This window comes from Magnetofaba australis IT-1 (assembly GCF_002109495.1).
Classification (GTDB): Bacteria; Pseudomonadota; Magnetococcia; order Magnetococcales; family Magnetococcaceae; genus Magnetofaba; species Magnetofaba australis.
Genome location: NZ_LVJN01000020.1, coordinates 70,405 through 92,086 on the forward strand (window position 1 = coordinate 70,405; position 21,682 = coordinate 92,086).

At 61.3% G+C, this 21,682-nt stretch carries 16 protein-coding genes; 10 read left to right on the plus strand and 6 right to left on the minus strand.

Going from position 1 to position 21,682, the window contains the following annotated elements; translation table 11 throughout:
• The first annotated feature begins 199 nt into the window (after nucleotides 1-199).
• Complete coding sequence (locus MAIT1_RS12610) at nucleotides 200-1,171, plus strand: flagellar basal body-associated FliL family protein (RefSeq protein WP_158089471.1); 972 nt, start codon at nucleotides 200-202, stop codon at nucleotides 1,169-1,171.
• Between the two features lie 9 nt (nucleotides 1,172-1,180).
• Here MAIT1_RS12610 and MAIT1_RS12615 read toward each other — a convergent pair whose 3' ends face one another.
• From MAIT1_RS12615 to MAIT1_RS12640, 6 genes are all read right to left on the minus strand, one after another.
• A complete protein-coding gene (locus MAIT1_RS12615) occupies nucleotides 1,181-2,101 on the minus strand; it encodes a hypothetical protein (RefSeq protein ID WP_085442643.1) in 921 nt (306 codons plus the stop codon).
• Nucleotides 2,102-2,113: 12 nt separating this feature from the next.
• Nucleotides 2,114-4,114, minus strand: a complete 2,001-nt coding sequence (locus MAIT1_RS12620) for a methyl-accepting chemotaxis protein (RefSeq protein ID WP_085442644.1) — start codon at nucleotides 4,112-4,114, stop codon at nucleotides 2,114-2,116.
• Nucleotides 4,115-4,565: 451 nt separating this feature from the next.
• Nucleotides 4,566-5,801, minus strand: a complete 1,236-nt coding sequence (locus MAIT1_RS12625) for a hypothetical protein (protein WP_198947890.1) — start codon at nucleotides 5,799-5,801, stop codon at nucleotides 4,566-4,568.
• A complete protein-coding gene (locus MAIT1_RS12630) occupies nucleotides 5,798-6,598 on the minus strand; it encodes an outer membrane lipoprotein-sorting protein (RefSeq protein ID WP_241893476.1) in 801 nt (266 codons plus the stop codon). Before MAIT1_RS12630 ends, MAIT1_RS12625 begins: the two co-directional genes overlap by 4 nt.
• Nucleotides 6,546-8,906 carry an efflux RND transporter permease subunit gene (locus MAIT1_RS12635; RefSeq protein WP_085442646.1) on the minus strand — a complete coding sequence of 787 codons (2,361 nt, stop codon included), beginning with the start codon at nucleotides 8,904-8,906 and terminating at the stop codon, nucleotides 6,546-6,548. The genes MAIT1_RS12630 and MAIT1_RS12635 overlap by 53 nt, the downstream gene beginning before the upstream one ends.
• A 49-nt stretch (nucleotides 8,907-8,955) precedes the next feature.
• Nucleotides 8,956-9,564 (minus strand): TetR/AcrR family transcriptional regulator, encoded by a 609-nt coding sequence (locus tag MAIT1_RS12640; protein ID WP_158089472.1) that lies wholly within the window; start codon nucleotides 9,562-9,564, stop codon nucleotides 8,956-8,958.
• A 201-nt stretch (nucleotides 9,565-9,765) separates the two neighbouring features.
• On the opposite strand from MAIT1_RS12640, the gene MAIT1_RS12645 reads away from it, so the two are divergent.
• The 9 genes from MAIT1_RS12645 to clpB all read left to right on the plus strand — a co-directional run bounded on the left by MAIT1_RS12645 (nucleotide 9,766) and on the right by clpB (nucleotide 21,307).
• A complete protein-coding gene (locus tag MAIT1_RS12645; RefSeq protein WP_085442648.1) occupies nucleotides 9,766-10,620 on the plus strand; it encodes a DUF5692 family protein in 855 nt (284 codons plus the stop codon).
• 331 nt (nucleotides 10,621-10,951) lie between these two features.
• Nucleotides 10,952-12,493: a sensor domain-containing diguanylate cyclase gene (locus tag MAIT1_RS12650; RefSeq protein WP_085442649.1), complete on the plus strand. Its 1,542-nt coding sequence runs from the start codon at nucleotides 10,952-10,954 to the stop codon at nucleotides 12,491-12,493.
• A gap of 144 nt (nucleotides 12,494-12,637) precedes the next feature.
• Nucleotides 12,638-13,687 carry a tRNA 2-selenouridine(34) synthase MnmH gene (mnmH, locus tag MAIT1_RS12655; RefSeq protein WP_085442650.1) on the plus strand — a complete coding sequence of 350 codons (1,050 nt, stop codon included), beginning with the start codon at nucleotides 12,638-12,640 and terminating at the stop codon, nucleotides 13,685-13,687.
• The gene (gene selD / locus MAIT1_RS12660; RefSeq protein ID WP_085442651.1) at nucleotides 13,684-14,733 is read left to right on the plus strand and encodes a selenide, water dikinase SelD; all 1,050 of its coding nucleotides are present in this window, start codon (nucleotides 13,684-13,686) and stop codon (nucleotides 14,731-14,733) included. The genes mnmH and selD overlap by 4 nt, the downstream gene beginning before the upstream one ends.
• Before the next feature lie 493 nt (nucleotides 14,734-15,226).
• A complete protein-coding gene (locus tag MAIT1_RS12665; RefSeq protein ID WP_085442652.1) occupies nucleotides 15,227-16,405 on the plus strand; it encodes a DUF3095 domain-containing protein in 1,179 nt (392 codons plus the stop codon).
• Between the two features lie 130 nt (nucleotides 16,406-16,535).
• Entirely contained in the window at nucleotides 16,536-16,997 is a 462-nt protein-coding gene (locus MAIT1_RS12670; protein ID WP_085442653.1) for a cache domain-containing protein, read from the plus strand.
• Nucleotides 16,998-17,435: 438 nt separating this feature from the next.
• Nucleotides 17,436-18,065 carry an alpha/beta fold hydrolase gene (locus MAIT1_RS12675; protein WP_085442654.1) on the plus strand — a complete coding sequence of 210 codons (630 nt, stop codon included), beginning with the start codon at nucleotides 17,436-17,438 and terminating at the stop codon, nucleotides 18,063-18,065.
• A complete protein-coding gene (locus MAIT1_RS12680) occupies nucleotides 18,065-18,379 on the plus strand; it encodes a hypothetical protein (RefSeq protein WP_143814826.1) in 315 nt (104 codons plus the stop codon). Before MAIT1_RS12675 ends, MAIT1_RS12680 begins: the two co-directional genes overlap by 1 nt.
• Nucleotides 18,380-18,727: 348 nt before the next feature.
• Nucleotides 18,728-21,307, plus strand: a complete 2,580-nt coding sequence (clpB, locus tag MAIT1_RS12685) for an ATP-dependent chaperone ClpB (protein ID WP_085442656.1) — start codon at nucleotides 18,728-18,730, stop codon at nucleotides 21,305-21,307.
• Nucleotides 21,308-21,682 lie beyond the last annotated feature (375 nt).

Sequence of the window (21,682 nt, forward strand, 5' to 3'; positions counted from 1 at the left end):
ACGGAAATTTGTCGGGATTCTTAAGGGTCTGTGACCCTTAAGCGGGTGTGGGCAGCGCCCACGGTTTGGATTTTGATCTTGGGAGCTCGAGGGCGCAGCCCTCGATATCTTTCAGCACCCATATGTGCACTTTTGAATGCTAACGACTATACTTGTAGAGGCTTGTGTGGAGAGGGTGAGTCATTTCATAGCGTTTAGCATGGCGTGGGGCATTGTGATCCTGGCCATGGCTTCGGGAGGAGGGAAGTTCTCCTTTTTTCTCAACCTTCCATCTTATCTGGTCTGCCTGTTTGTTGGTGTGGGGCTGACCGCTCAGGCGCGGGGAGGACGCGCCACTGTGCGCGCCGTGGTGGCGTGGACCACGCTGATCACAGGGCCGCCGCGCTGGTCCACTACGGAGGATGGCCACACGCTCCAGACCATGGGTCGCTCTTTCTGGTTCGCTGGATGGCTGGGCACAGGCATCGGTTTGATGCAGATTCTTCACAGCGTGGATCCCGGCAAGCTCTTGCATGGGGCGTCGTATGACGCCTTTGCGCTCAGTTTCGTGACTTTGATGTATGGGGCCGGGTTGCGCTGGATGGTGTGCGAACCAGCTGCGGCAGGCATCCTGAGGACGCAACCCGATAAGCCCACGGTGCTGCGTGACGACAACGCCGCCCTGGTCATCGGCGCGCTGGCGTTGATGGCGCTGCCCATAGCAATGGGCGTTGCGGTGGTGAGTCAGAAGGAGAAGTTGGACAAGGAGGCGCGGCAGGTGGAGTTGTCGCAACAGGAGAAGGAGGTCGAGCCTGAACCGCAACCTCAGCCGATGGGTGCGCCGCTGCTGAAGAGTGGCGGACGATTCCAACTGGCGCCCATTGTGGTCAATATCGGATTGCCAAAGACGCAGGGTGGAGGGTATTTCAAAATCGGCGTGGCGTTGGCCATACGCAACCTGGACCAACTCACCGAGGAGCAGATTCTCTTTCACGCGCCCATGATGCGGGATGGCGTAATTGCGATTGTGCGGCGGAAAAGCGTCACAGAACTCCTGAGCGACTCGGGGCGGGAGGCTTTGAAGGAGGAGATCACGCGGTTGCTTGACCAACGCTTGAAGCATTCGCCTGAGCTGCGCGGAGGGGAAATGAGCGCGGTCTATTTTACCGAGTACATCTTCCAACCCGGCTGAACGCGCCGACTACTTCGCCACCGCGTGTTGCAGCACGTTCTTGCGCAGTTGCAGCAGTTGATCCTCCAGCGCCTCGGCCAATTGATACACATGCCCCGGTTTTTTCGGTCCAGGGTACCCCACCCCCGGCGTGAGCGGGCGTTTGGGCAGATCGAAATAGAGGTGCGCCATCTCCGAATAGAGCAGCGAAGCCAGGTCATACACATCCCCCGGCGTGGTCCCTTGCGCCGCCTCGTGGCCGGTCTCCAGATCCATCGATTTGACGCTCGACAGGCTCAAAATCTGGTGGATGATGCGGAAACAGCGGATCATCTGATTATAGACGTCGCCCGGTCCCTTTTTCAGGTCCAACTGCGGCAGATCCAAAGTCGCATCGTCGCCATGGGCGGCGTTGAGAATCTGCGCAATCTGCACCGACTCCTCCACCCGCTGATACACATCGCTGGGAATAATCTTGGTGGTGAGCAGCAGATTGATCTGCCGGTTGGCCTGCATCAACGTTTTGTAGACGTCCGTAGGGGTCGCCTTCTCCACCTTCTGCGGACGGGTGGGCGCGCCCACACCCAACGCCTGCTTGCCTTCGCCCAGAATGCGATGGGCGCTCTGCATCACCGCCAACACATGATCCGGGGTGATTTTGGCGGGGGGGAGCAGCAGCAACGGACGCGGATCGAGTCCGGCGCGCTGTTTGACCAGATCGACAATCTTCAACTCCAGACTCTCGGCCTGATAGAACACCTCGCGCGGCGACGCGCCGACCACGGGAATCTCCTCCTGGGCATTGGCGTTGGCGTCGAGCTTGGCGCGAATCTCCTCCAGATCCTGCACCACCGCACGCCCCACCCCCAGCACATCCCCCGGCGTCGCCGCCTGCGCCGCCCCGGGGGTCAGCCCCGCCAACAGCGTGAGCATCATCAGCAGTCGCATCATTCGCTCCGCTCCTTACGCTTGCAGCTTGAAGCGTTGCATCATGGTCTCCAGATCGGTGGCGATGGTGGAGACCGATGAGGCGTGACTGTTGACCGAGCCGCTCATGGTGGAGATCTCCACCGCTTCGCCGCGCACCGCTTGCATGCTCTGCGCGATCTCCCGCGAGGAGGTGGCGGCGTTGGCGACGTTGGTGGTGATCTCGGCGTTGCCGGCGGTGGCCTCCTGCACATTGACCGCCATGCGCTCAATGCCCGCGGTGGCGTCGCCCACGCTGCGCGTCACCTCGGCGATGCCGGCGTTGATCTCACTGACATTGCGCGTCACCGACTCAATGCCGGTATGGGCCTCGGTGACGCTGCGGCTCACCTCCATAGACTCCTGGTTCACCGTCTCCATGGAGCGGGAGATCGAGGCGATGGAGCGACTCTGCGCATCAACCGAACTCAAGATCTCCTCATTGGCTTCATTGAGGCGCTCAATAATGCGCGAGACCTCTTGACTGGACTGGGTCGCCTGGCGTGTTTTGCCTTGAATGGCGGTGATCTGCTTGCTGATGGAGCTGGTCGCCTCGGCGGTCTGCCCAGCCAGCTCCTTGACTTCGTTGGCCACCACCGCGAAGCCCTTGCCCGCTTCGCCCGCGCCCGCCGCCTCGATGGAGGCGTTGAGCGCCAACATATTGGTCTGGTCGGCGATGTCGTTGATCAGCTTGACCACCTTGCCGATCTCTTCGGTGGATTTGGCCAACTCGCTCATGGATTTGCTGTTGCCTTGGGTCAATGTGCTGGCGTCGGTGGACTCCTTGTTGGCCGCCTGACACTGGCTGCGCACCTCGCTCAGGGAGTCGGTCACCCCTTGAATCTCCGAGGCCACGCTCTCCACGCTCAGGGAGGAGCGATCGGCGGCGGCGTTGACCTCCATCATGCTGGCGGTGGCCTGCTCCGAGGCGCCCGCCACCTGGCTCAAATTGGTGGAGGCCTCCTCCGACGCCGCCGAAATGGTGCTCATGTTGTTGGAGGCTTGAATTGAGTCGCTGGCGATGGCGCGCATGCTCTCATCGGCGCGGTTGGCTTGGTCGGAGATGGTCTCCATGTTGCTGCTCATGGCGTTGGCGTTGTCCGCCGCCGCATCCACCCGCTTGCGCATGGTCGCAGCGCTGCCCTCCATGGAGCCCGCCACGTCGCCCAAGGTGTCCGCCGCATCGTTGAGCTGCACCACGCGTTGCTGAATCTCGCCGAATATCTCTCGTAGACTCTTGACCGTTTCGTGTAGGGAGCGCTGTAGCATGCCCACTTCATCAGTGCGGGTGATATGGCGGTCGAAGGTGAGGTCGCCTTGGGCGATGGCGGCGGTCACATTCAGCGCCCGCTTGAGCGGCGCAATGATCATCTGGGTGATGCCCCAGGAGACGCCGCCGCCAATAAGTACCGCCAGAACCAGCAGAATCACCGTGGCGGTGATAGTCAGATCACGTGTTTGACTGGCTTCTGTATGGAACGCCTGGGCCTTGTCGGCGGCGAAGGTGACAATGCCCTGAATGCCGCTCTGCAGATCGTGCACCGCATCGGCGCCCTTGTATTTGGTGATGTCGGCGGCTTTGCCGCGGTTGCCTTCCCGCATCAGGGCGATCACCTCATCGCGAATCAGTTTCCAGTCGCGGAACGCTTTTTCCAATTTGTTGATGCGCGTTTTGTCGCCCAGGAACGCATCCTTGAGGATTTTAAAGTCCTTGAGCGCCTTCTGTTCGTAGTCATCCACCTTTGCCGTGGCTTCGTCGATATCGCCCACCTTCTTGGCCAGGGCCACATCCTTCATGCTGCGGTGCATGGCGATGATATCGCTCTGAATACGCAGGGCGGCGGTGCTGACGGTGTAGGGGTGTTTGTAGAGTTTGTCGGTATTGTTGGCCAGATGATTCATCTCATAGATGGCGAACAGTCCCAGCGCCAGCATCTGCGCGATGACGATGCCGAAGCCGATCGCCAGTTTGCCGCCGATCTTGACATTCTTGAACATGAGGGCGCCCCATCAACTAATTACACAGTGAATTATTTGTGGAAAAAGAGTCTTTTTACAATGTCATACTCCGCGCGTGTTCTCTACAACTATCGCCCTGGAACGTAAACAAGCGGCGTATTGCGTCAACAACCTCTTGTATCTATGCGAAGAGTTTTTTATTTCAAAAGTGTTTCAGCGCAGGGAGCGACGCTGCGCGGTTCCGTCTTAAGCGACGAAACCGCGCAGATTCGAGGGGAGGGAGGTCAGAAAGGGTGTGCGAGGATGTGCGAAGGGTCCCGGGGGCTGGCGTGGCGCGACAAAACCGGTGACGACGGCGCGCGCCGAAGGTCTGTTGCGGATCAGCCCGGCCAAGACGGGAGGCACACTGCACCCTGTGCGTGAAGCCTCGTTGAGCGTTGCGAAAACAGTCCGTCACATTGGTAACGATTCCCCAACATTCGGCCTGTGGTTAAAAATAGCGCGCCATCTCGATGGAGAGCACATGCTCACGACGCCACGGATAGAGCGGATCGGCGGCGTCGATGTTGGCGTAGGCGCGCCCTTCGATGGAGAGCTTCCAGCTCTCGCCGATGCGTCGGCTCCCCTCCACCGACAGCACCGTGCTATGGCTCTCCAGATCGACGATGCCGCCGACGATGAACTCGGTGCTCTGCACGTCGTTAAGGGTGACGCGGGCGCCGATCATCACATCGTTGTCGAACGGTTGCGGAGAGGAGTCACCGCGATCATCAAATAGATATTCGGAGATCAGCCCCACATCGGCGTCGCTCTCCATCACGCCAACGAAGGTATACTCAAAGCCGCCCACCGCTTCGGTGTGGCGATCGGCGGTTTTGGCGTCCTGAGTGATCGCCTCCAGCTTCCACAACCAGGCGTCGGTGGTGAGCTGCAGATCCAGTCCGGTTTGGCTGATCTGGTCGTAGTAGGGCGCCAGGGTTATGCGGCCGCCATCGTCCACAAAGGCGACGTAACCAGGGGTGCGGCTGGTCCCCTGGAAGTGGGAGACGCCCACATCCAACCCCGCCTCCAGCGCGTCGATATCGAAGGCGTGGGTCCAACGCGCGGCGAAGTCCTGATGATGCCGTCCCGCCGCCGATTGATAGCGGGCCTGCGCCATATCCACCGGCAGCGCCGGGCGCAGGCGCCCCTCTTCACCGGGGAAGGTGCGCTCACGGAAGTCCGGCAACCAGAACAGATTCAGCGTGCCCCAATCGCTGTAGAGGGCCAGATTGGCCATGGCCTGGCCCAGCTTGTCCTCGCCGTCGAGCCCCTCCACCGCATCGGTCTGGTTGATCACGTCCACCAGATGGCGCGACTCGGTGACGCCCCAGAACACCCGTGAGATCCCCGCCTTGAGCTGCCAGTCGTCGCGAGTGATGCGCCAGACCAGCTCGCGCAGATCCAGATGGCTGCGGGTTTCGTCCTGCAGGTCCAGCCGCGCAAAGCCGGTGACGGTAAGACTCTGGTTGTCGCCATCCCAGGCGGTGTAGTACTCCGGCTGCGCGGAGAAGCCCACAAACGCCTGCCGCTGGTCGGTGTAAAGGCCCGCCTCGGGAAACAGGCGCGCGTCGGCTGCGGCGTAGCCGGACCAGGCGCCGGTGGAAAGAGCGTCGGCGGCGGCGCTTGTAAGGGGGAATACCGCCGCCGACAGTGCGGCGAAGAAGCGTAAATGACGCCTGTTCATCGCGCGCGCTTGAGTCCGCTGCGGTCGAAGTCACGCTCCTTCAAACCGACGCGGAATTGGTAGTTGCTCCAGCTCAATTCGGTGCTCTTGTGGGTCTGGTGGTTGATCATGTACATGCGATTGGGCCGCCAGAACTGGTCCAGATACTGGTTGTAGCCGCTGAAGGTCTGGGTTTTGAGCAGATCGTTCTTGCGGTCGTAGTAGTCCACTTTGAGCGGCTGCATCATCCCTTTGTCCATCCACGCCACCTGGCGCGTATAGCCGGAGTAGTCATATTTGGGGTAGCGCTCCACCACATGGGTCGGATGGCCATCCAACTCCTCGTCGCGCAGCCACTTGTAGGCGTACTTCTCCACCTCCTGCGAGCCCAGATCCTCAAACGCGAACTCGCTGCCCATGAAGGGGCCGGACTTGTTGCGCGAGGCGATGCGCTTGACCCGCTTGAGGGCGGGCAGATACATCCACTGATCATCCGCCTCCAGGGCGTGGGAGTGGGTCAGCATCGCCGTGCCCTTGACGTCATGAGGCGTATCGAACACCGACAGGCTCATATCGCCGTCTCCGCTCACCTCCTTGGTGCGCATGCGCATCTGTCGTTCGCTGCTCTCGCCGTGGCGATTTTTCAGCACCATGCGCATGTCGGCGGTCATGTCCACAAAGCCGGTGTCGCGCTTGTCGGCCTCCTGGGCGATGGCCAGACCTTTCTGCTCCGGGTCCATCCCCGCATAGGCGTCGGCGCGCGCTTCAGGCGTCGGCCCCCACAGCAACGGGCTGGCGCACAGCGCGGTCAGAAGCATCCGTGTCATTATCGTTTTGCGCACTTTTCTTCTCCTCAAGTTTCATCAACAACGGCGGCAGCAGCAGGAAGTCCACCACCAGCGCCAGGAAGATGGCGATGGCGGTGAGCAGTCCCATGTCGGCGTTGAGTTTAAAATTGGAATTGGTCAAAACCAGGAAGCCGCACACCAGCACCACGGTGGTGACCACCAGCGCCAGCCCCACGGTGTGGAAGGCGTAGCGCACGGCGTTTTCAGGATCCAGCCCCTTTTCGCGCCGGGCGCGCAGGTACTTGGACAGGAAATGCACGGTGTCGTCGACGATGATGCCCAGGGTCATGCCCGCCACCACCGACAGCGCCAGACCCACCTGACCGTCGATCATGGCCCATAGCCCGAACGCCATGCCGGCGGGGACCAAGTTGGGGATCAGACTCAGCAGGCCGATCTTAATCGAGCGCATGGCCACGATGAGGGTGAGCGAGATCAACACCAGCGCCACCGTGGTGCCGGTGAGCATGCTGTGAATGTTGCTCTGGCCGATGTGGGCGAACATCACCGTGGGGCTGGAGCCCACCGCGCGCATCCCTTCGGGCAGATTGGCCGCCATCCAGGCGTCGGCGCGGTCGGTCAACGCAATCACCGCGCTGGAGGAGAGGTTCTCCACTGTCACGGTGAAGCGGGTTTTGGATTTGTCCACGTTGATCTGGTTGTTCAGATCCAGGCCGTAGGGTAGGGACATCTCATACAGCAGCAGATATTGCGCCGACAGATCGCGCGCCTCGGGCAGCTTGTACCAGTCGTCAGAGCCGCCGTGCATATTCTTGTTCAGCCGCTTGAAGGTGTCGGTGATGCTACCCACGTGAATGGTCTCCGGCTGCTGCCGATACCACTGGGCGAACTTCTCCACATTGGCCAGGAACTCGGGATCAGCCACGCCGCCCGCATTGCCGGAGTCGATGGAGTAATCGATGATGTACAGCCCGGTCAGACGCTCGGTGGAGAAGTCGGCGGCCTGACGGAACGGCATGCGCGGATTGAAGTATTTGACGAACTCGTCATTGAGCTCATTGCTGGGCAGGAAGGCGATCAACCCCGCCGAGGCGGCCAGCATCAGCGGCAGCAGCGCGCGGCGTTTGGCCACCACGAAGTCGCCCATACGATCCATGGCGCGGGTGCTGTGTTTGCGCGGCTTGGGCTGACGCACCGGCGCGATGGCCATGAACGCGGGCAGGAAGGTGACCGAGTAGACGAAGGCGGCGATGACGCCGATGGTGACGATGTTGCCCAGGTCATGGAACGGCGGCGAATCGCTGAAGTTCATGGACAAAAAGCCCAGCGCGGTGGTGAGGCTGGTGAGGAACACCGGCTGAAAGTTGACCCGCATGCTCTCGGTGATCTGCGCGCGCTTGTCGCCATAGGCGCCGTAGTGGTGCAGGAAGGTGGCCAGAATATGCACGCAGTCGGCCACCGCCATGGTCAGAATGATGGTGGGCGAGGCCGACGACGGACCAGTGAGCACAATGCCGCCCCAGAACGCCAATCCCATGCCGGTGAGGATGGAGAACAGAATCACCAGCAGGGTGCCCAGCACGCCCCAGAACGAGCGCAGCATAAACGCCAACATCAGCAGCACCACGCCGAACATGGCGGGAATCAGCGTGCCCATGTCGCGCTTGGAGGACTCCGGGAAGGCGTTGTTCATCATCACCATGCCGGTCAGGTGCACGGTCAGGTCGGGGTGCTCGGCGCGCAGTTTGTCCGCCATTTTGCGCACAAACGCGGCCACTTCCGGCACCGCCTTGTCCTTGATGTCGTCGGGCAGCTGAATCGTCACGTTGACGCCGGTGACGTCCGCAGCCGGGGCGATGAGTCGATTGCGCAGCATCGGCTCGGCCAGGGCGATCTGCTTGACATGCTCCAGGTCGGCGTCGGTCAGCGCTGCGGGATCCTCCACCAGGTCGGCGACGATGAGGTCATCCTCTTCGGCTTCGGTGTTCTGGAAGTTGGTGATGGAGTCCACGCGGATGGAGTAGGGGATCTGCCACGACTCCTTGGTCAACTCGCGCACGATCTCCAGCATGTCGCGGGTGAAGATCTGGCCATCCTGGGGCGCCAGCACGAACATCACATTGTCGTTCTTGGTGTAGGTGGCCTGCAGCGTATCGAAAGCGATGAGCTGGGGGTTGTCGCCGGAGAAGAAGACGCGATAGTCGGTATCGAAGCGGCCATTCTTCAACCCCGCCGCCGAGCCGACCACCGTGGCGAGGGTCAGCAGAATCACCAACCAGCGCCAGCGTATAACCAAATGGATGAATTTTTCCGCCATGACGGCGCTCCTTTGAATACAGGCGTGAGAAATTTTGTTCGGCTGGGCGTTAAGCGCGCAGCATCTGGACGTATTGAATCAAGGCAAAGACGCACTGGTTGAAGCGTTCGGCGCTCTGCACGTTTTTCGCCAGCCCCACGCACCCTTTCATGCCCGCCACAATGAACAGCGCGGTGCAGTGGGGATCGATATCGGCGCGAATCAGCCCCTTTTGCTGGTCGATGCGCAGTTGGGATTCGAACATCTCCACCGCCCAACTGATGATGGCGTCCAGGCGCGTGCTGAAGCCGGGATCAATGGGCGACATCTCGTGAATCAGGTTGTTGACCGGGCAGCCGCGCTGCACCAGGTCCGCCTGGCGCGCGTCGCGTCCCTTCTCCGCCGCATAGAGAAAGCCGTCGATGAAGTTGTCCTTCTGCCGGAAGTACTGGAAGAAGTCGCGTTCGAACTCCTCTTGTAGCACCTCCTCCACCACCGCGTAGCCCAGCGCCAGTTTGTTGGGGAAGTGGTGATACAGCGCCCCTTTGGTCATCTGCGCCCGTTTGAGGATCGCCGACAGGCTGGCGGCCTGAAAGCCGTGCAGGTGGATCTCCTCATAGGCGGCCTGCAGCAGCTTTTCACGGGTGGCGTCGGCGCTCTTTTTTTGGGCTTCGGTCAAGCGTCTGGATCCTTGCGTTGGGGCGTTATCATGCATACCGGTCGGTATGTGCATGGGAAACACCATACATACCGGTCGGTATGATGGCAAACGCTTTTTTTGCCGATGGGGATATTCTGCGCCTGTGGTGTGCTATGCTCGCCGCTGTGAAGGATTCGTTTGATTGATTGATTCAGAATCATAACAAAAGGATAGCGCGATATGCTCATCGCTTGGATTGCAATTTGCGCGGCCATCCTGGTCGGCGTGGCGATTTTTCTCAACCGGCTGCAGGGGTGGTGGGGCCATGTGGCGGTGTTCATCGGCATCCCGGCGCTGCTGCTGGCCTACTGGATGCAGCCCGGCAGCAACGTGGCGGCGGGGACCTTCGGCTATCTGAAGTTTGTCTCCGTGTGCATCGGCGGCGCATTGATCTCCGGCCTGCGCTTTCGCAACTGGGCCGACAAGCACGGCTGGCGCCTGGTGGCCTATCTGGTGCTGTTCATCAATATTCTGGAGGCGGTGGGCTTTGAAATTCTCGACGTGATGATCAGCACGCCGGAGCAATCCTTTGGCGGCAGTCTGCTCAACGCCGGGGCCGGAGCGCTGCTGCTGCTGACCCAGGCCTATCCGCGCTTCATCACCGTCAATCGCGACGATGCGCGCAACCCGCTGGAGTATGATCTGGGGGTGGGCTGGGTGCTGGCCTATGTGGTGTGGAACTTCACCTTCGTCTACGGCACCATCCCGCCGGAGACCCAGCCGGGGCAGTGGGCGGCGTTCGCCATCGTGCATCTGTTGCCGCCGCTGCTGCTCATGGGCGGCAACGGCGCGCGTTTTATCCAGGCGCGCACCTATACGCTGCCGTTCGCCATGGCGCTCTACATCACCAATCCCGGCGCGCCGTGGCTGCCGGTGGCGGAGAATTGGCACAGCCCGCAGATCGCCCTGGCGTTGGGCGCCGTTGCCCTGCTCATGACCGTGGCGACGGCGGTGATGATGTGGCGTGGGCGCCCGGCGGGGGAGGCCCCGCGCACTCTGCTGGAGAGCCTGCTGGGCAAGCTGGTCAAGGGATAAGAGGCGCGGCTTTCCACGTCTTCGATTCCGCTTGCATGAGAGAAAACTTGGGGCGCGTTTGTGGTGAGGACGCGCCCCATTTTTTGTTTTCTTGCATAGATGACGCCCTTCTACGCTTGTTTGCAGCGGTGTCGAACCGGTGTGTTGCGACGCAGGAAGTCACATCGATTCCGTTTTTTCTATCCTCAAAAAATCAGGCTGTTATAATTCTTGTGGCCAGACGCTAATCCAGGCGTTTCGCCTGTTCTGCCCAGCGCACACTGGCAGCGGGCGCATACGGGTATGGCGCGCGCCCCGCGATGACGGACTGGCTTTATCTCAGGAGGGGTGGGTGGAGAGCTCCTCTCTACATAGCGCCATCTTGCATAGCGTCTCGGCGCGCCGCTTGACCGGGCGCTATCTGGCCTATGTCCTGGCGATGTTTTTGGCGGGCAGTGTGATTCTGGGCGTCTCTTTTGACTATCTGTTGCGCACGGATGCGCAGGATCATGAACGCATTGAACGCGCCATGATCGAGCACGACCTGAGCAACCTGCTCTCCTTCTATCAGGATCTGGTCGCCCGCATCGCCAAAAAGCAGAAAGTCATCGATATTCTGCTCACTGAGGATCTGGAAGCAGCCCAGGAGCTCTCCAGCGAAATCCGCTTATCCCTGCCCGGGGTGATCGGCGTGGCGCTGTTCGAAGCGAATGGGCAGGCGCTGGGCGAGCCGGTGGAGTTGATGCTTGGACCCGACTGCCTGGTCGACATGCAGCACATTATGCGCGGCGAGCCGACGCCGCGTCCGCCGGTGCATCGCAACAATCCGCGCCTGGTGCATTTTGACATCACCCAACCGGTGGAGCAGTTCGGCGAGAAGCATGGGGTGCTGTTTATCAGCTTCAGCGTGGAGAGCATTCAACAACGGGTCTCCAAGCATCTGTCGCAAGGGCGCTATCTGGCCATTCGCGATGGCAATCAGGAGCTGATCGCGCAAGTTGATGGCGTCGGTGGCGCAGTACGGCAGGAAACAGAGACGTCTTGGTCTCCCATTCCGGGGACCGACTGGTCGCTGCAGTATCTCTCCCGGATGACCCACTACAACCAGATGATGGTGCTGCTGTTCTGTGTGGGCGGCGTGGTTTTCTGTGTGGCGATTCTGGTTATCCTCTTTTTGACGCGCCATATCGTCGCCCACTTCATGGACGACCTGCACATCATCGAAGCCTCTTTGAGCGCGGTGGATGGCGGCGGCGAATCGACCCCAACGGGGCATGTGACGCTGCAAGAGAGCGCCGCCATTCTCGGGCGCGTTTTCCATCTGCTCGAGCGCATTGTGGAGGCGCGCGATCAACTGGCGTTCCAGAGTCTGCACGATGGGCTGACAGGGCTGTTCAACCGCCGCGCATTCGATGAGGCGTTGCAGCAACGCACGGCGCTGGCAAAGCGCGGCGCGCAGAGCCTGCTGGTGGTCTTTGATCTGGACCACTTTAAACAGATTAATGATACCTACGGCCACAATGTCGGTGATGAGGTGCTGGTGGCCTTCACCCAGGCGCTTAAGGCGCATAGCCGCAGTTCGGACATTCTGGCCCGTTTTGGCGGCGATGAGTTCGTCGCCATTCTCACCGGCGAGTGGAGCAGCGCGCCCACGTTGTGGTACGACCGATTGGAAGCCGCCTTCCTGGAGAATCAGGCTGCGTTGAATGATGGTCAGGGGATCACGCCCTTGGCGCGCATCAGCGCGGGCGCGGTGCTGATGCGCTCGGCGCTGGCCAGTGAGAACCCCATCGAGTTGATGAAGCGCGCCGATGGGCTGCTCTATCAAGCCAAAAAGGCCGGGCGCGGCATGATTCAGTTCGACCCGCAGGAGTTTCCGGCGGAAACGGTTTGACGGCGCTTGGCGGTCGGTCGCACTGATTGTTGCGCACACTATCGCAAGGGGCGTCAATGGGGCATAATGGCGCAGTTTTGCGCTGTGGTTTTGTTCCGCGCGCGTTGAGTCCCCTATTCCCCTTTTTGTGATTTGTGTTCTTCCATGCTCACACCGCCCGACCAGTTCCTCTACCACGAACGCGATCTGCCCATCCTCGACGTGCGCTCGCCGGGGGAGTACGCCGCCGGACATCTGCCCGGGGCGCAAAACCTGCCGCTGTTCACCAATGACGAGCGCGCTGAAGTGGGCACGCTGTATAAACAGGTGGGCAAGAACGAAGCGTTGATGCGCGGGTTGGAGTTCGTCGGGCCGAAGATGGCGATGTTCGCCCGCCATGCGACTTCGCTGGCGCTGGAGGGGCGCATCAAACTCTACTGCTGGCGCGGCGGCCAACGCTCCCAGAGCATGGGCTGGCTATTCGAAAAGGCCGGGCTGCAACCGCGCGTGCTGCAGGGAGGCTATCGGCAATTCCGCCGCAGCGCCCGCGAACGCATCAGCCTGCCGTGGAAGATCGCCGTGGTGGGCGGCTTCACCGGCAGCGGCAAAACCGAAATTCTGCGCGCGCTGCGCCAGATGGGCGAGCAGGTATTGGATCTGGAAGGACTGGCGCACCATCGCGGCTCCGCCTTTGGGGCCATCGGCCAGCCGCCGCAGCCCTCCACCGAGCAGTTCCTCAATCTGATCTGGCGCGCACTGGATGACTTGGACCCGGGCCGCACCCTGTGGGTGGAGGATGAGAGCCATCTGGTGGGGCGCGCGGCAGTGCCCGATGAGCTGTTCAACCCCATGCGTGAGGCGCGCTTGTACTTCCTGGAAGCGCCGCGGGCGCTGCGGGTTGTGCATCTGACCGCGCTGTATGGGGTGGAGTCGCGCGCCGAACTGGCGGCGGCGGTGCAGCGGATTCAAAAACGGCTGGGCGGACGCGATGCGGCGGAGTGCATCGCGCAGATCGAAGCCGGAGAGTTGGCTGCAGTGGCCGAGAGGCTGCTGCACTATTATGACAAACAGTACGCCCATGGGGCGGGCAAGCGCGATCCCGAGCGGGTCACGCATTTGCGCCCCGAGCCCGAGCCAACCAGCATGGCGCAATGGGTGGAGCAGGCCGCACAGATGTTGATAACGGCCAGAAACCAATTAGGAAGTAAAATATGAGTGAGATCAAACTGACGGCGTTCAGCCCCGGCTCCGGTTGCGGCTGCAAAATTTCCCCCAAGGATCTGGAGGAGATTCTCTCCGGCGCGGGCGCGTTTACGGCCCCCTTTGAAGAGTTGTTGGTGGGCAATGATAGCCGTGATGACGCCGCCGTCTACGATATCGGCGGCGGACAGGCGATCATCAGCACCACCGATTTCTTCACCCCTATCGTCAACGATCCGTTCCAGTTCGGGCAGATCGCGTCAGTCAACGCCATCTCCGATGTCTACGCCATGGGCGGCGAACCACTGATGGCCATCGGCCTGCTGGGTTGGCCGCTGAAAAAGCTCTCCAACGACATCGCCAAGCAGGTGGTGGCGGGGGCGCGCTCGGTCTGCGCCGAGGTGGGCATTCCACTGGCGGGCGGCCACAGCATCGACATCTCCGAGCCCATTTTCGGCCTCGCGGTGACGGGCCGGGTTGCGGTGGATCAGCTCAAGCGCAACGACACCGCCCAGCCGGGGGCCAAACTGTTCCTCTCCAAGCCCATCGGCGTGGGCATTCTGACCACGGCGGAGAAGAAGGGGTTGGTGTTGCCGCAGCACACCACCACGGCGGTGGAGTCCATGACCCGTTTGAACAGCATCGGCGCCGAGTTCGGCAAAATGGCGGTGGTGCAGGCGATGACCGATGTGACCGGCTTCGGTTTGCTGGGCCATCTGGGCGAGATGTGCGCGGGTTCCAAAGTCAATGCGCGCATTGAGGCGGCCAAGGTTCCCACCATCGACGAGCTGGATTTCTATCTGGAGAAGGGCAGCACGCCGGGGGGCACGGACCGCAACTGGGCCAGTTACGGGCATCAGGTGGGGCCGATCTCCGAGCGCGGCAAGAAGATTCTGTGCGACCCGCAGACCTCGGGCGGCCTGCTCACGGCGGTGGCGCCGGAGGGTGTGGACGAGTTCCTCAAAGTGGCCAAAGAGGCGGGTTTGGAGCTGACCAGCTTCGGCGAGATTCTGCCCAGGGGCGCCGATGAGACCGGCGCGTTCATCCAAGTGGTGGAGTGACCTGCACGGGGTGAAAATGTTTGCGGGAAAGTGGTTGAGCTGGGGGTGACTATTGGCCTCCGGCTGGCCGGAGGCGGGGTCTGGGGGCCGCTGCCCCCAGCGGGTCCAGGGCGGCGCCCTGGCGGGGTGTGGGGCGGCGCCCCAATATCTTTAAGCTTTAGGCCGTTTCCCCCTTGAACAGAGTTGGAGTTTGTACAGAGCCGCATGCTGAGTAGGAACCGCAAGCCAGTACAGAGGGAAACGGGGAAACGGCGGTGAGCAGGCTCCGTAGGGGCCGTCGCCCGTAGGGCGGCGAATGCAGTAAAAGCCGCCCTCCAGCACAGAGTAAAAATGTGTGTGGCAAAGGAGACGAGCAGAACGCGCCAATAAGAATTATCTCACTTGCTAAACCGCCAATCTATTGAACATTTAGTGTAAATGAGGGAACTGGAGCGCGCGGACAAGCCCCAATAGCGTATGGTCCCCTTACTCTCCCTTATGCAGGCGTGACGCCATGAGCGCCAGCTTCTACGAGCGGTTGCCGCCTCTGGCAAGATTCCGCGATATCACCGACGGCGCATCCTTCGTGGAGCCGCCTTGTGATTGGCTTATCGCGGTCTCCGACGTGCGCGGCTCCACCCAGGCCATCGAACGCGGTTTGTATCGCGAAGTGAACATGGCCGGGGCGCTCTCCATCATCGCCTTGCTGAATCTGGCCGAGAGTCGCGACCTGCCGTTTGTGTTCGGCGGCGACGGCGCCACAGTGCTGATTCCCCCGGAGCTGGCCGAAAGCGCCAAACCAGTGCTGGCGGCCACAGCGGCGCTGGTGGATCGGGTCTACCAACTGCAATTGCGTGTGGGGCTGGTTCCCATCGCCGATGTGCTGGCCGCCGGGCAGACCCTGCGCATGGCGCGGGTGGCGGTGGCCCATGGCTATCATCAGGCCATCTTCCACGGCGACGGCATGGGCTACGCCGAGGCGCTGGTCAAAGACGCGGCGCGCGGCGCGGCGTATCGCATCGATCCCCAAGAGAATTACGACATCATCGACCACTCCGGCCTGGAGTGCCGTTGGCGCGATGTGCCTTCGCCGCGCGAAGAGACGGTGAGTCTGCTAATTCAAACCCACGCCGAATCCACTGAAGCGGCCATGGCGCTATATGGCCAGACGCTGGATCGCATCGCCGCCATCTACGGCGATGAGCAGTCGCGCCATCCCATCTCCCTGAGCGGTCTAACGCTCTCTTTCTCCCCTCATCATCTGCGCCATGAGGCGCGTTTGCTGCTCAATGACGCCGCGCCGCTGAAGGTTTGGCTGCAAGGGATCAAGCTGGCGGCGATCAATCTGTTGGGGGTGTTGCTGATGGATGGCCTGACCGGCGCGCAGAGTCCGTGGCGCTTGTATAAGAGGCGCTTGCTGGAAACCTGCGATTGCCAGAAGTTCGACGGCATGTTGCGTATGGTGTTGGCCGGGACCTCGCGCCAGCGGGCGCAATTAACCAGCTATCTGGAGCAGCAGCGACGGGCGGGACAGTTGATCTACGGCGCCCACTGGTCCGACCGCGCCTTGATGACCTGTTTGATCTTTCAACGTCATGGGCGGCATGTGCATTTTGTTGACGGCGCCGATGGCGGCTACGCCATGGCGGCCAAGCAGTTCAAGGCGCAGTTGGCGGCGTTGGGAACGGTGTGACGTTTTTGTGGCGGATTCAAAAAATAGATGATGGACGCATTGCCCGGCTTTTGGCAAAATCCCGTGCGTGGCGCACGCCACGATTTGGCGAAATTCCCAATCTCCTCTATTTTGAATAAGGATCTACACAATGAAAAAATGGGGTCGAATTCTGGCTGTGGCCGCTCTGATGATCAGCGGCGCGTCCGCCGCCAACGCCAGCGACATGGCTACGCCTGAAGAAGCCAAGGAGCTGACCATCAAAGCCATGGCGCTGGTGGAGAGCCAAGGCAAGGACGCGGCGTTTAAAGCGTTTGCCCAAGAGGGCGGCGAATTTCTGCCCAAAGACCTCTATATGTTCTGCATGGATCTGGAAGGGGTGATGACCTTCCACGCCAAGAAGCCGCAACTGGCCGGTAAGAACCTGATGAGCTTCAACAAATATGGCGACATGCTGTTCAAGGATATGATCGACAAGGCTAAAGCCGATGGCGAAGGTTGGGTCAACTACAAGTGGCCCTACCCCGGCAGCGAAGAGATCCGCGAGAAGGCCAGCTACATCAAGACCGACGCGGCCAAATCCTTCTTCTGCGGAGCCGGCGCTTATAAATAAGCCCTGACGCTGACGCAGGATGTCTATAGGGGAGCCAGTTGGCTCCCCTTTTTTTGCGCTGGGCATTCCCGTTATGTGGAAACTGGATTTCTCTATTGTCAGTTGAAATCAGAATCGGACAGTTTGGGTATTGGTCACGAAAGATATCGAGGGCTACGCCCTCGAGCTCCCAAAGTCAAAATCCAAACCGTGGGGCGCCGCCCCACACCCCGCTGGGGGCGCGGCCCCCAGGCCCCGCCGCCGACTGGTCGGCGGCCAATAGTCAGCGCAAGATCAACCTGCGTCACGCAAACATTGAACGCTCTGTGCTGGTTTGATTCTGTCTGGCCATTACTGAAACGATAGGTCATGAAAATCACTCTTTTCATTCGTGTCGGAATTACTGGACTCCTGGCGGCGGCAGCGTTAGGCGCTGTTTATCGCGCTTCAGCGCCGCCCATGAGCCAGCCGCTCGGAGATGGGAATGCCGCAGCGTGCGCGATTCTGTTCGGCGCCTCGGGTATGGGCGGGGGTTATTTAACCAGCATGGCCGATGCGCTGGAAGCGGCGGGCGTGGGCGGTGTGGCCATTGCCGACCCGGCGCGTTGGTCGCGCCAAAGTTTGTTGCTCGATGGTCTCTCCGCCGCGCTGCAACGCAATCGTGACGCCATCAATTCCCAACTCCCCGTGCGCCCGGATCGATGTGATCAGGTCAATCTGATCGGCTACTCCTATGGCGGCGTGGTCGCGGCGCAGGCGGCGCTGGACTTGGCCGATGGCGGGGCGAGGGTGGAGCATCTGATTTTGTTGGCCACGCCGCTCTCCGCTGATCTATTGCAGCAGGCGCGTCGTCATCCCAACATTCGTCAGACCCAGGTGATGGACTTGGTCGAGTATGGCGACCCCCTGTTTGCGGGGATGTCATGGCCGCGACTGCTGGCCAGTGCGCCGACGCTTCTCTGGCAGTTCTGGCTCTTTGATCGGTTTGCCCAGGCGGTGGGCCACTACGCCTATGCCGATGATTTACCCTCGGTGCGCGCTCGGCATCGCGCATGGTCGCGGCGGCTGGTCGCGCAGGGGGTGCGCTGATGCTCCGCGCGATGTTTGGGTGGCTCTGCTATGGCGTGGCGCTGCTCTTGGCCGTGCAACCGCCGCTACACAATTTGGCCGCTGTCGCCCGCCATGGCGTCGCGCGGGATTTGACCCCCTCCCTGGGTATTGAGGCCAGTTGGTTGTTTGGCGCGCTCTATTTGCTGGCGGCGGCGGGAAGTCTGCTGTTGGCTCAGCGCACTTTGCACAGTGGCTTGCCCAGTTGGGCGCGGCGTGTCTGGATCATCGTGGCGACCGGGGCGCTGCTGCATCTGCTCCACTATCACGGCGCTGTTGCGGGGTGGTGGTCGTGATGCGGATTGAACATTTTTGATTTTGGAAATGGAAGATATCGAGGGCTTTGCCCTCGAGCTCCCAACTTCCACACCGTGGGGCTCTGCCCCACGCCCCGCTGGGGGCGCGGCCCCCAGGCCCCGCCGCCGACCAGTCGGCGGCCAATAGTCAACGCAAGATCAACCTGCGTCACGCAAACATTGAACGCTCTGTGCTGGTTTGGCTTCGTATGGCTTTATTCACCACGATTGACGCAGAAATTAAATCCACCCACATGCTATGCCCCTTGTAATTCCCATCTCCCATGCCCATCTGATGTTTGGCCGGGCAGTGGTCCGGCCTGTTGTTATGCAATCAGGAGCAAAACCATGCGGCAGGATCGTTTGACGGAAAAATCGACCGAGGCGCTTAACCAAGCAGTGGGCTTGGCCGCCTCCATGGACCATCAACAGGTGGAGCCCGAGCATCTGCTCTCGGCCCTGGTGGGACAAAAAGAGGGGCTCACCCGACCGTTGCTGGAGCGTAGCGGCGTCGACGCCGACGCCATCGCCCGCGAGTGTATGGCGATTCTGGATAAACAGCCCCGCGTCACCGGCTCGGCGGCGCAGACCGTGCCGTCGCGGCGCTTGCAGAGTCTGTGGACCCACGCCGAGAAGATCGCCGAGGGGATGCGCGATGAGTACGTCTCTACCGAACACTTTCTGCTGGCCATGGCGCAGAAGGGCGATGGCGAGCTGGCGGCGCTGTTCAAGCGTCACAACATAACGGAAAAAAAACTGCTGGAGACGCTCAAATCCCTGCGCGGCGGCCAGCGGGTCACCAGTCAAGACCCCGAAGGAACCTTCGATGCGTTGGAAAAATACGCCCGCGATCTGACCGCGCTGGCGCGCCAGGGTAAGCTCGACCCGGTGATCGGTCGCGACGAGGAGGTGCGTCGCGCCATCCAAGTCCTGTCGCGCCGCACCAAGAACAATCCGGTGCTCATCGGCGAACCCGGCGTGGGCAAAACCGCCATCGTCGAAGGGCTGGCGCTGCGCATCGAACGCGGCGATGTGCCCGACTCCCTGCGCGGCGTGCGCCTGGCGGCGCTGGATATGGGCGCCCTCATCGCCGGGGCCAAATATCGCGGCGAGTTCGAAGAGCGTTTGAAAGCGGTCCTCAAAGAGGTGGAGCAGGCCGACGGCCAGATCATTCTGTTCATCGACGAGATGCACACCCTGGTGGGGGCGGGCAAAACCGATGGCGCCATGGACGCCTCCAACCTGCTCAAACCGGCGTTGGCGCGGGGTGATTTGCACTGTGTGGGCGCCACCACCCTCAACGAATATCGCAAATATGTGGAGAAGGATCCGGCCCTGGAGCGGCGCTTCCAGCCGGTGCAGGTGGGCGAGCCCAGTGTGGAGGGGACCATCTCCATTCTGCGCGGCATCAAGGAGAAGTACGAAGTCCACCACGGCGTGCGCATCACCGACGGGGCCATCGTCGCCGCCGCCACGCTGTCGGACCGCTATATCAATGATCGCTTTCTGCCCGACAAGGCTATCGACCTGGTGGATGAGGCCGCCGCGCGCATTCGCATGGCCATCACCTCCAAGCCCCAGGCCATCGATGAGGCCGACCGCGCCATTCTGCAACTGGAGATCGAACGCGCGGCCCTGGCCAAGGAGGAGGATCACGCCTCCCGCGAGCGCCTGAGTCGCATCGAGGCGGAGTTGGCCGACCTCAAGGAGACCTCGGCGCAACTGACCGCCCGCTGGAAGCAGGAGAAAGAGGCCATCGACGCGGTGAGCCAGCTCAAGGAGAAGCTGGACGCCAGCCGCATTGAGCTGGAGCAGGCCGAGCGTGCAGGCAACCTGGAAGCGGCCGGGAAATTGCGTTACGGCGTGATTCCGGATTTGGAGAAAAAGCTCGCTGAATCCGAGGTTTTGGCCGAGCAGAGTCGCGAAACGACGCTGCTGCGCGAAGTGGTGGACGCCGAGGAGATTGCGCAGATTGTCAGCCGCTGGAGCGGGGTGCCGGTGTCGCGCATGCTCGAAGGCGAAAAAGAGAAATTATTGCAGATGGAGGCGCGTCTGCGCGAGCGGGTGGTGGGTCAGGACGAAGCGCTGGCGGCGGTGGCCAAAGCGGTGCGTCGCGCCCGCGCCGGGTTGCAGGATCCCAACCGCCCCATTGGCTCGTTCCTGTTCCTCGGCCCCACCGGCGTGGGCAAGACCGAGCTGACCAAGGCGCTGGCGGCGTTCCTGTTCGACGATGACAGCGCCATGGTGCGCATCGACATGTCCGAGTACATGGAGAAGCACGCGGTGTCGCGTCTGATCGGCGCGCCGCCGGGCTACGTGGGCTATGACGAAGGCGGCCAGCTCACCGAGGCAGTGCGGCGGCGGCCCTATTCAGTGGTGTTGCTTGATGAGGTGGAGAAGGCGCACCCGGATGTGTTCAACACCTTGCTACAAGTACTCGATGAAGGGCGTCTCACCGACGGCCAGGGGCGCACGGTGGACTTCAAGAACACCGTGCTGGTGATGACCTCCAACATCGGCTCGGAGTTTATCGAAGCCTTTACCGACGAGACCCAGTACAGCCAGATGCGCGAGCAGGTGATGACCTCGCTGCGCGGGCGCTTCCGCCCCGAATTTCTCAACCGGGTGGATGAGACCATCATTTTCCACCGCTTGAGTCGGGCGCACATGGACGCCATTGTGGAGATTCAACTGGATCGGCTGCGTGCGCTGCTGGCGGATCGCAAAATCACCCTGAGCCTCACCGATGAGGCGCGCAACGCCCTGGCCGATGAGGGGTATGACCCGGTCTATGGCGCGCGGCCCCTCAAGCGGGTGCTGCAGCGGCGGGTGCAGGACGCGCTGGCGGAGAAACTGCTGGCGGGCGAGATCGCCGATGGACAGGCGGTCACTGTGGCGCTGGGGGCGGATGGCTTCCTCCTTACCTGACGTTTGCCGATATGTAAGAGCAGTCGTGGGAGAGTATGGGGGCAACCCCATACTCTCTTCCGGCTGTGTACGGAAGCACGCCGCGCCGACCTCATCAACGTAAACCCGGCGCTAATCCCATTTACGTCAACGCTGCTCCTTCCTGTAGAAAAATCACTAAGATATTGTTCTTGGTTGTCAAATGTTGCCGTCATGGTGACGAAATTTGTTGCCGAGAAGGCGCCGTTTTGATATCAAATAGTACAGGTTAATATATGTAATACAACCCTGGAACGTCGCCGACCCTGCGCGCTGAATTCAGGCGATAATAGCTAATATGCCGTATTTTCCATGTTTTACGTAGGTTGTATAGAAATCTCTCTGCTTTGAGTTAGC

What these genes read in the sequence shown, in the direction of transcription:
- MAIT1_RS12610 (WP_158089471.1), top strand. Translation starts at nt 200, where the DNA reads ATGGCGTGGGGCATTGTGATCCTGGCCATGGCTTCGGGAGGAGGGAAG.
- MAIT1_RS12615 (WP_085442643.1), bottom strand. Translation starts at nt 2,101, where the DNA reads ATGATGCGACTGCTGATGATGCTCACGCTGTTGGCGGGGCTGACCCCC.
- MAIT1_RS12620 (WP_085442644.1), bottom strand. Translation starts at nt 4,114, where the DNA reads ATGTTCAAGAATGTCAAGATCGGCGGCAAACTGGCGATCGGCTTCGGC.
- MAIT1_RS12625 (WP_198947890.1), bottom strand. Translation starts at nt 5,801, where the DNA reads ATGAACAGGCGTCATTTACGCTTCTTCGCCGCACTGTCGGCGGCGGTA.
- MAIT1_RS12630 (WP_241893476.1), bottom strand. Translation starts at nt 6,598, where the DNA reads ATGCTTCTGACCGCGCTGTGCGCCAGCCCGTTGCTGTGGGGGCCGACG.
- MAIT1_RS12635 (WP_085442646.1), bottom strand. Translation starts at nt 8,906, where the DNA reads ATGGCGGAAAAATTCATCCATTTGGTTATACGCTGGCGCTGGTTGGTG.
- MAIT1_RS12645 (WP_085442648.1), top strand. Translation starts at nt 9,766, where the DNA reads ATGCTCATCGCTTGGATTGCAATTTGCGCGGCCATCCTGGTCGGCGTG.
- mnmH (WP_085442650.1), top strand. Translation starts at nt 12,638, where the DNA reads ATGCTCACACCGCCCGACCAGTTCCTCTACCACGAACGCGATCTGCCC.
- selD (WP_085442651.1), top strand. Translation starts at nt 13,684, where the DNA reads ATGAGTGAGATCAAACTGACGGCGTTCAGCCCCGGCTCCGGTTGCGGC.
- MAIT1_RS12665 (WP_085442652.1), top strand. Translation starts at nt 15,227, where the DNA reads ATGAGCGCCAGCTTCTACGAGCGGTTGCCGCCTCTGGCAAGATTCCGC.
- MAIT1_RS12670 (WP_085442653.1), top strand. Translation starts at nt 16,536, where the DNA reads ATGAAAAAATGGGGTCGAATTCTGGCTGTGGCCGCTCTGATGATCAGC.
- MAIT1_RS12675 (WP_085442654.1), top strand. Translation starts at nt 17,436, where the DNA reads ATGAGCCAGCCGCTCGGAGATGGGAATGCCGCAGCGTGCGCGATTCTG.
- MAIT1_RS12680 (WP_143814826.1), top strand. Translation starts at nt 18,065, where the DNA reads ATGCTCCGCGCGATGTTTGGGTGGCTCTGCTATGGCGTGGCGCTGCTC.
- clpB (WP_085442656.1), top strand. Translation starts at nt 18,728, where the DNA reads ATGCGGCAGGATCGTTTGACGGAAAAATCGACCGAGGCGCTTAACCAA.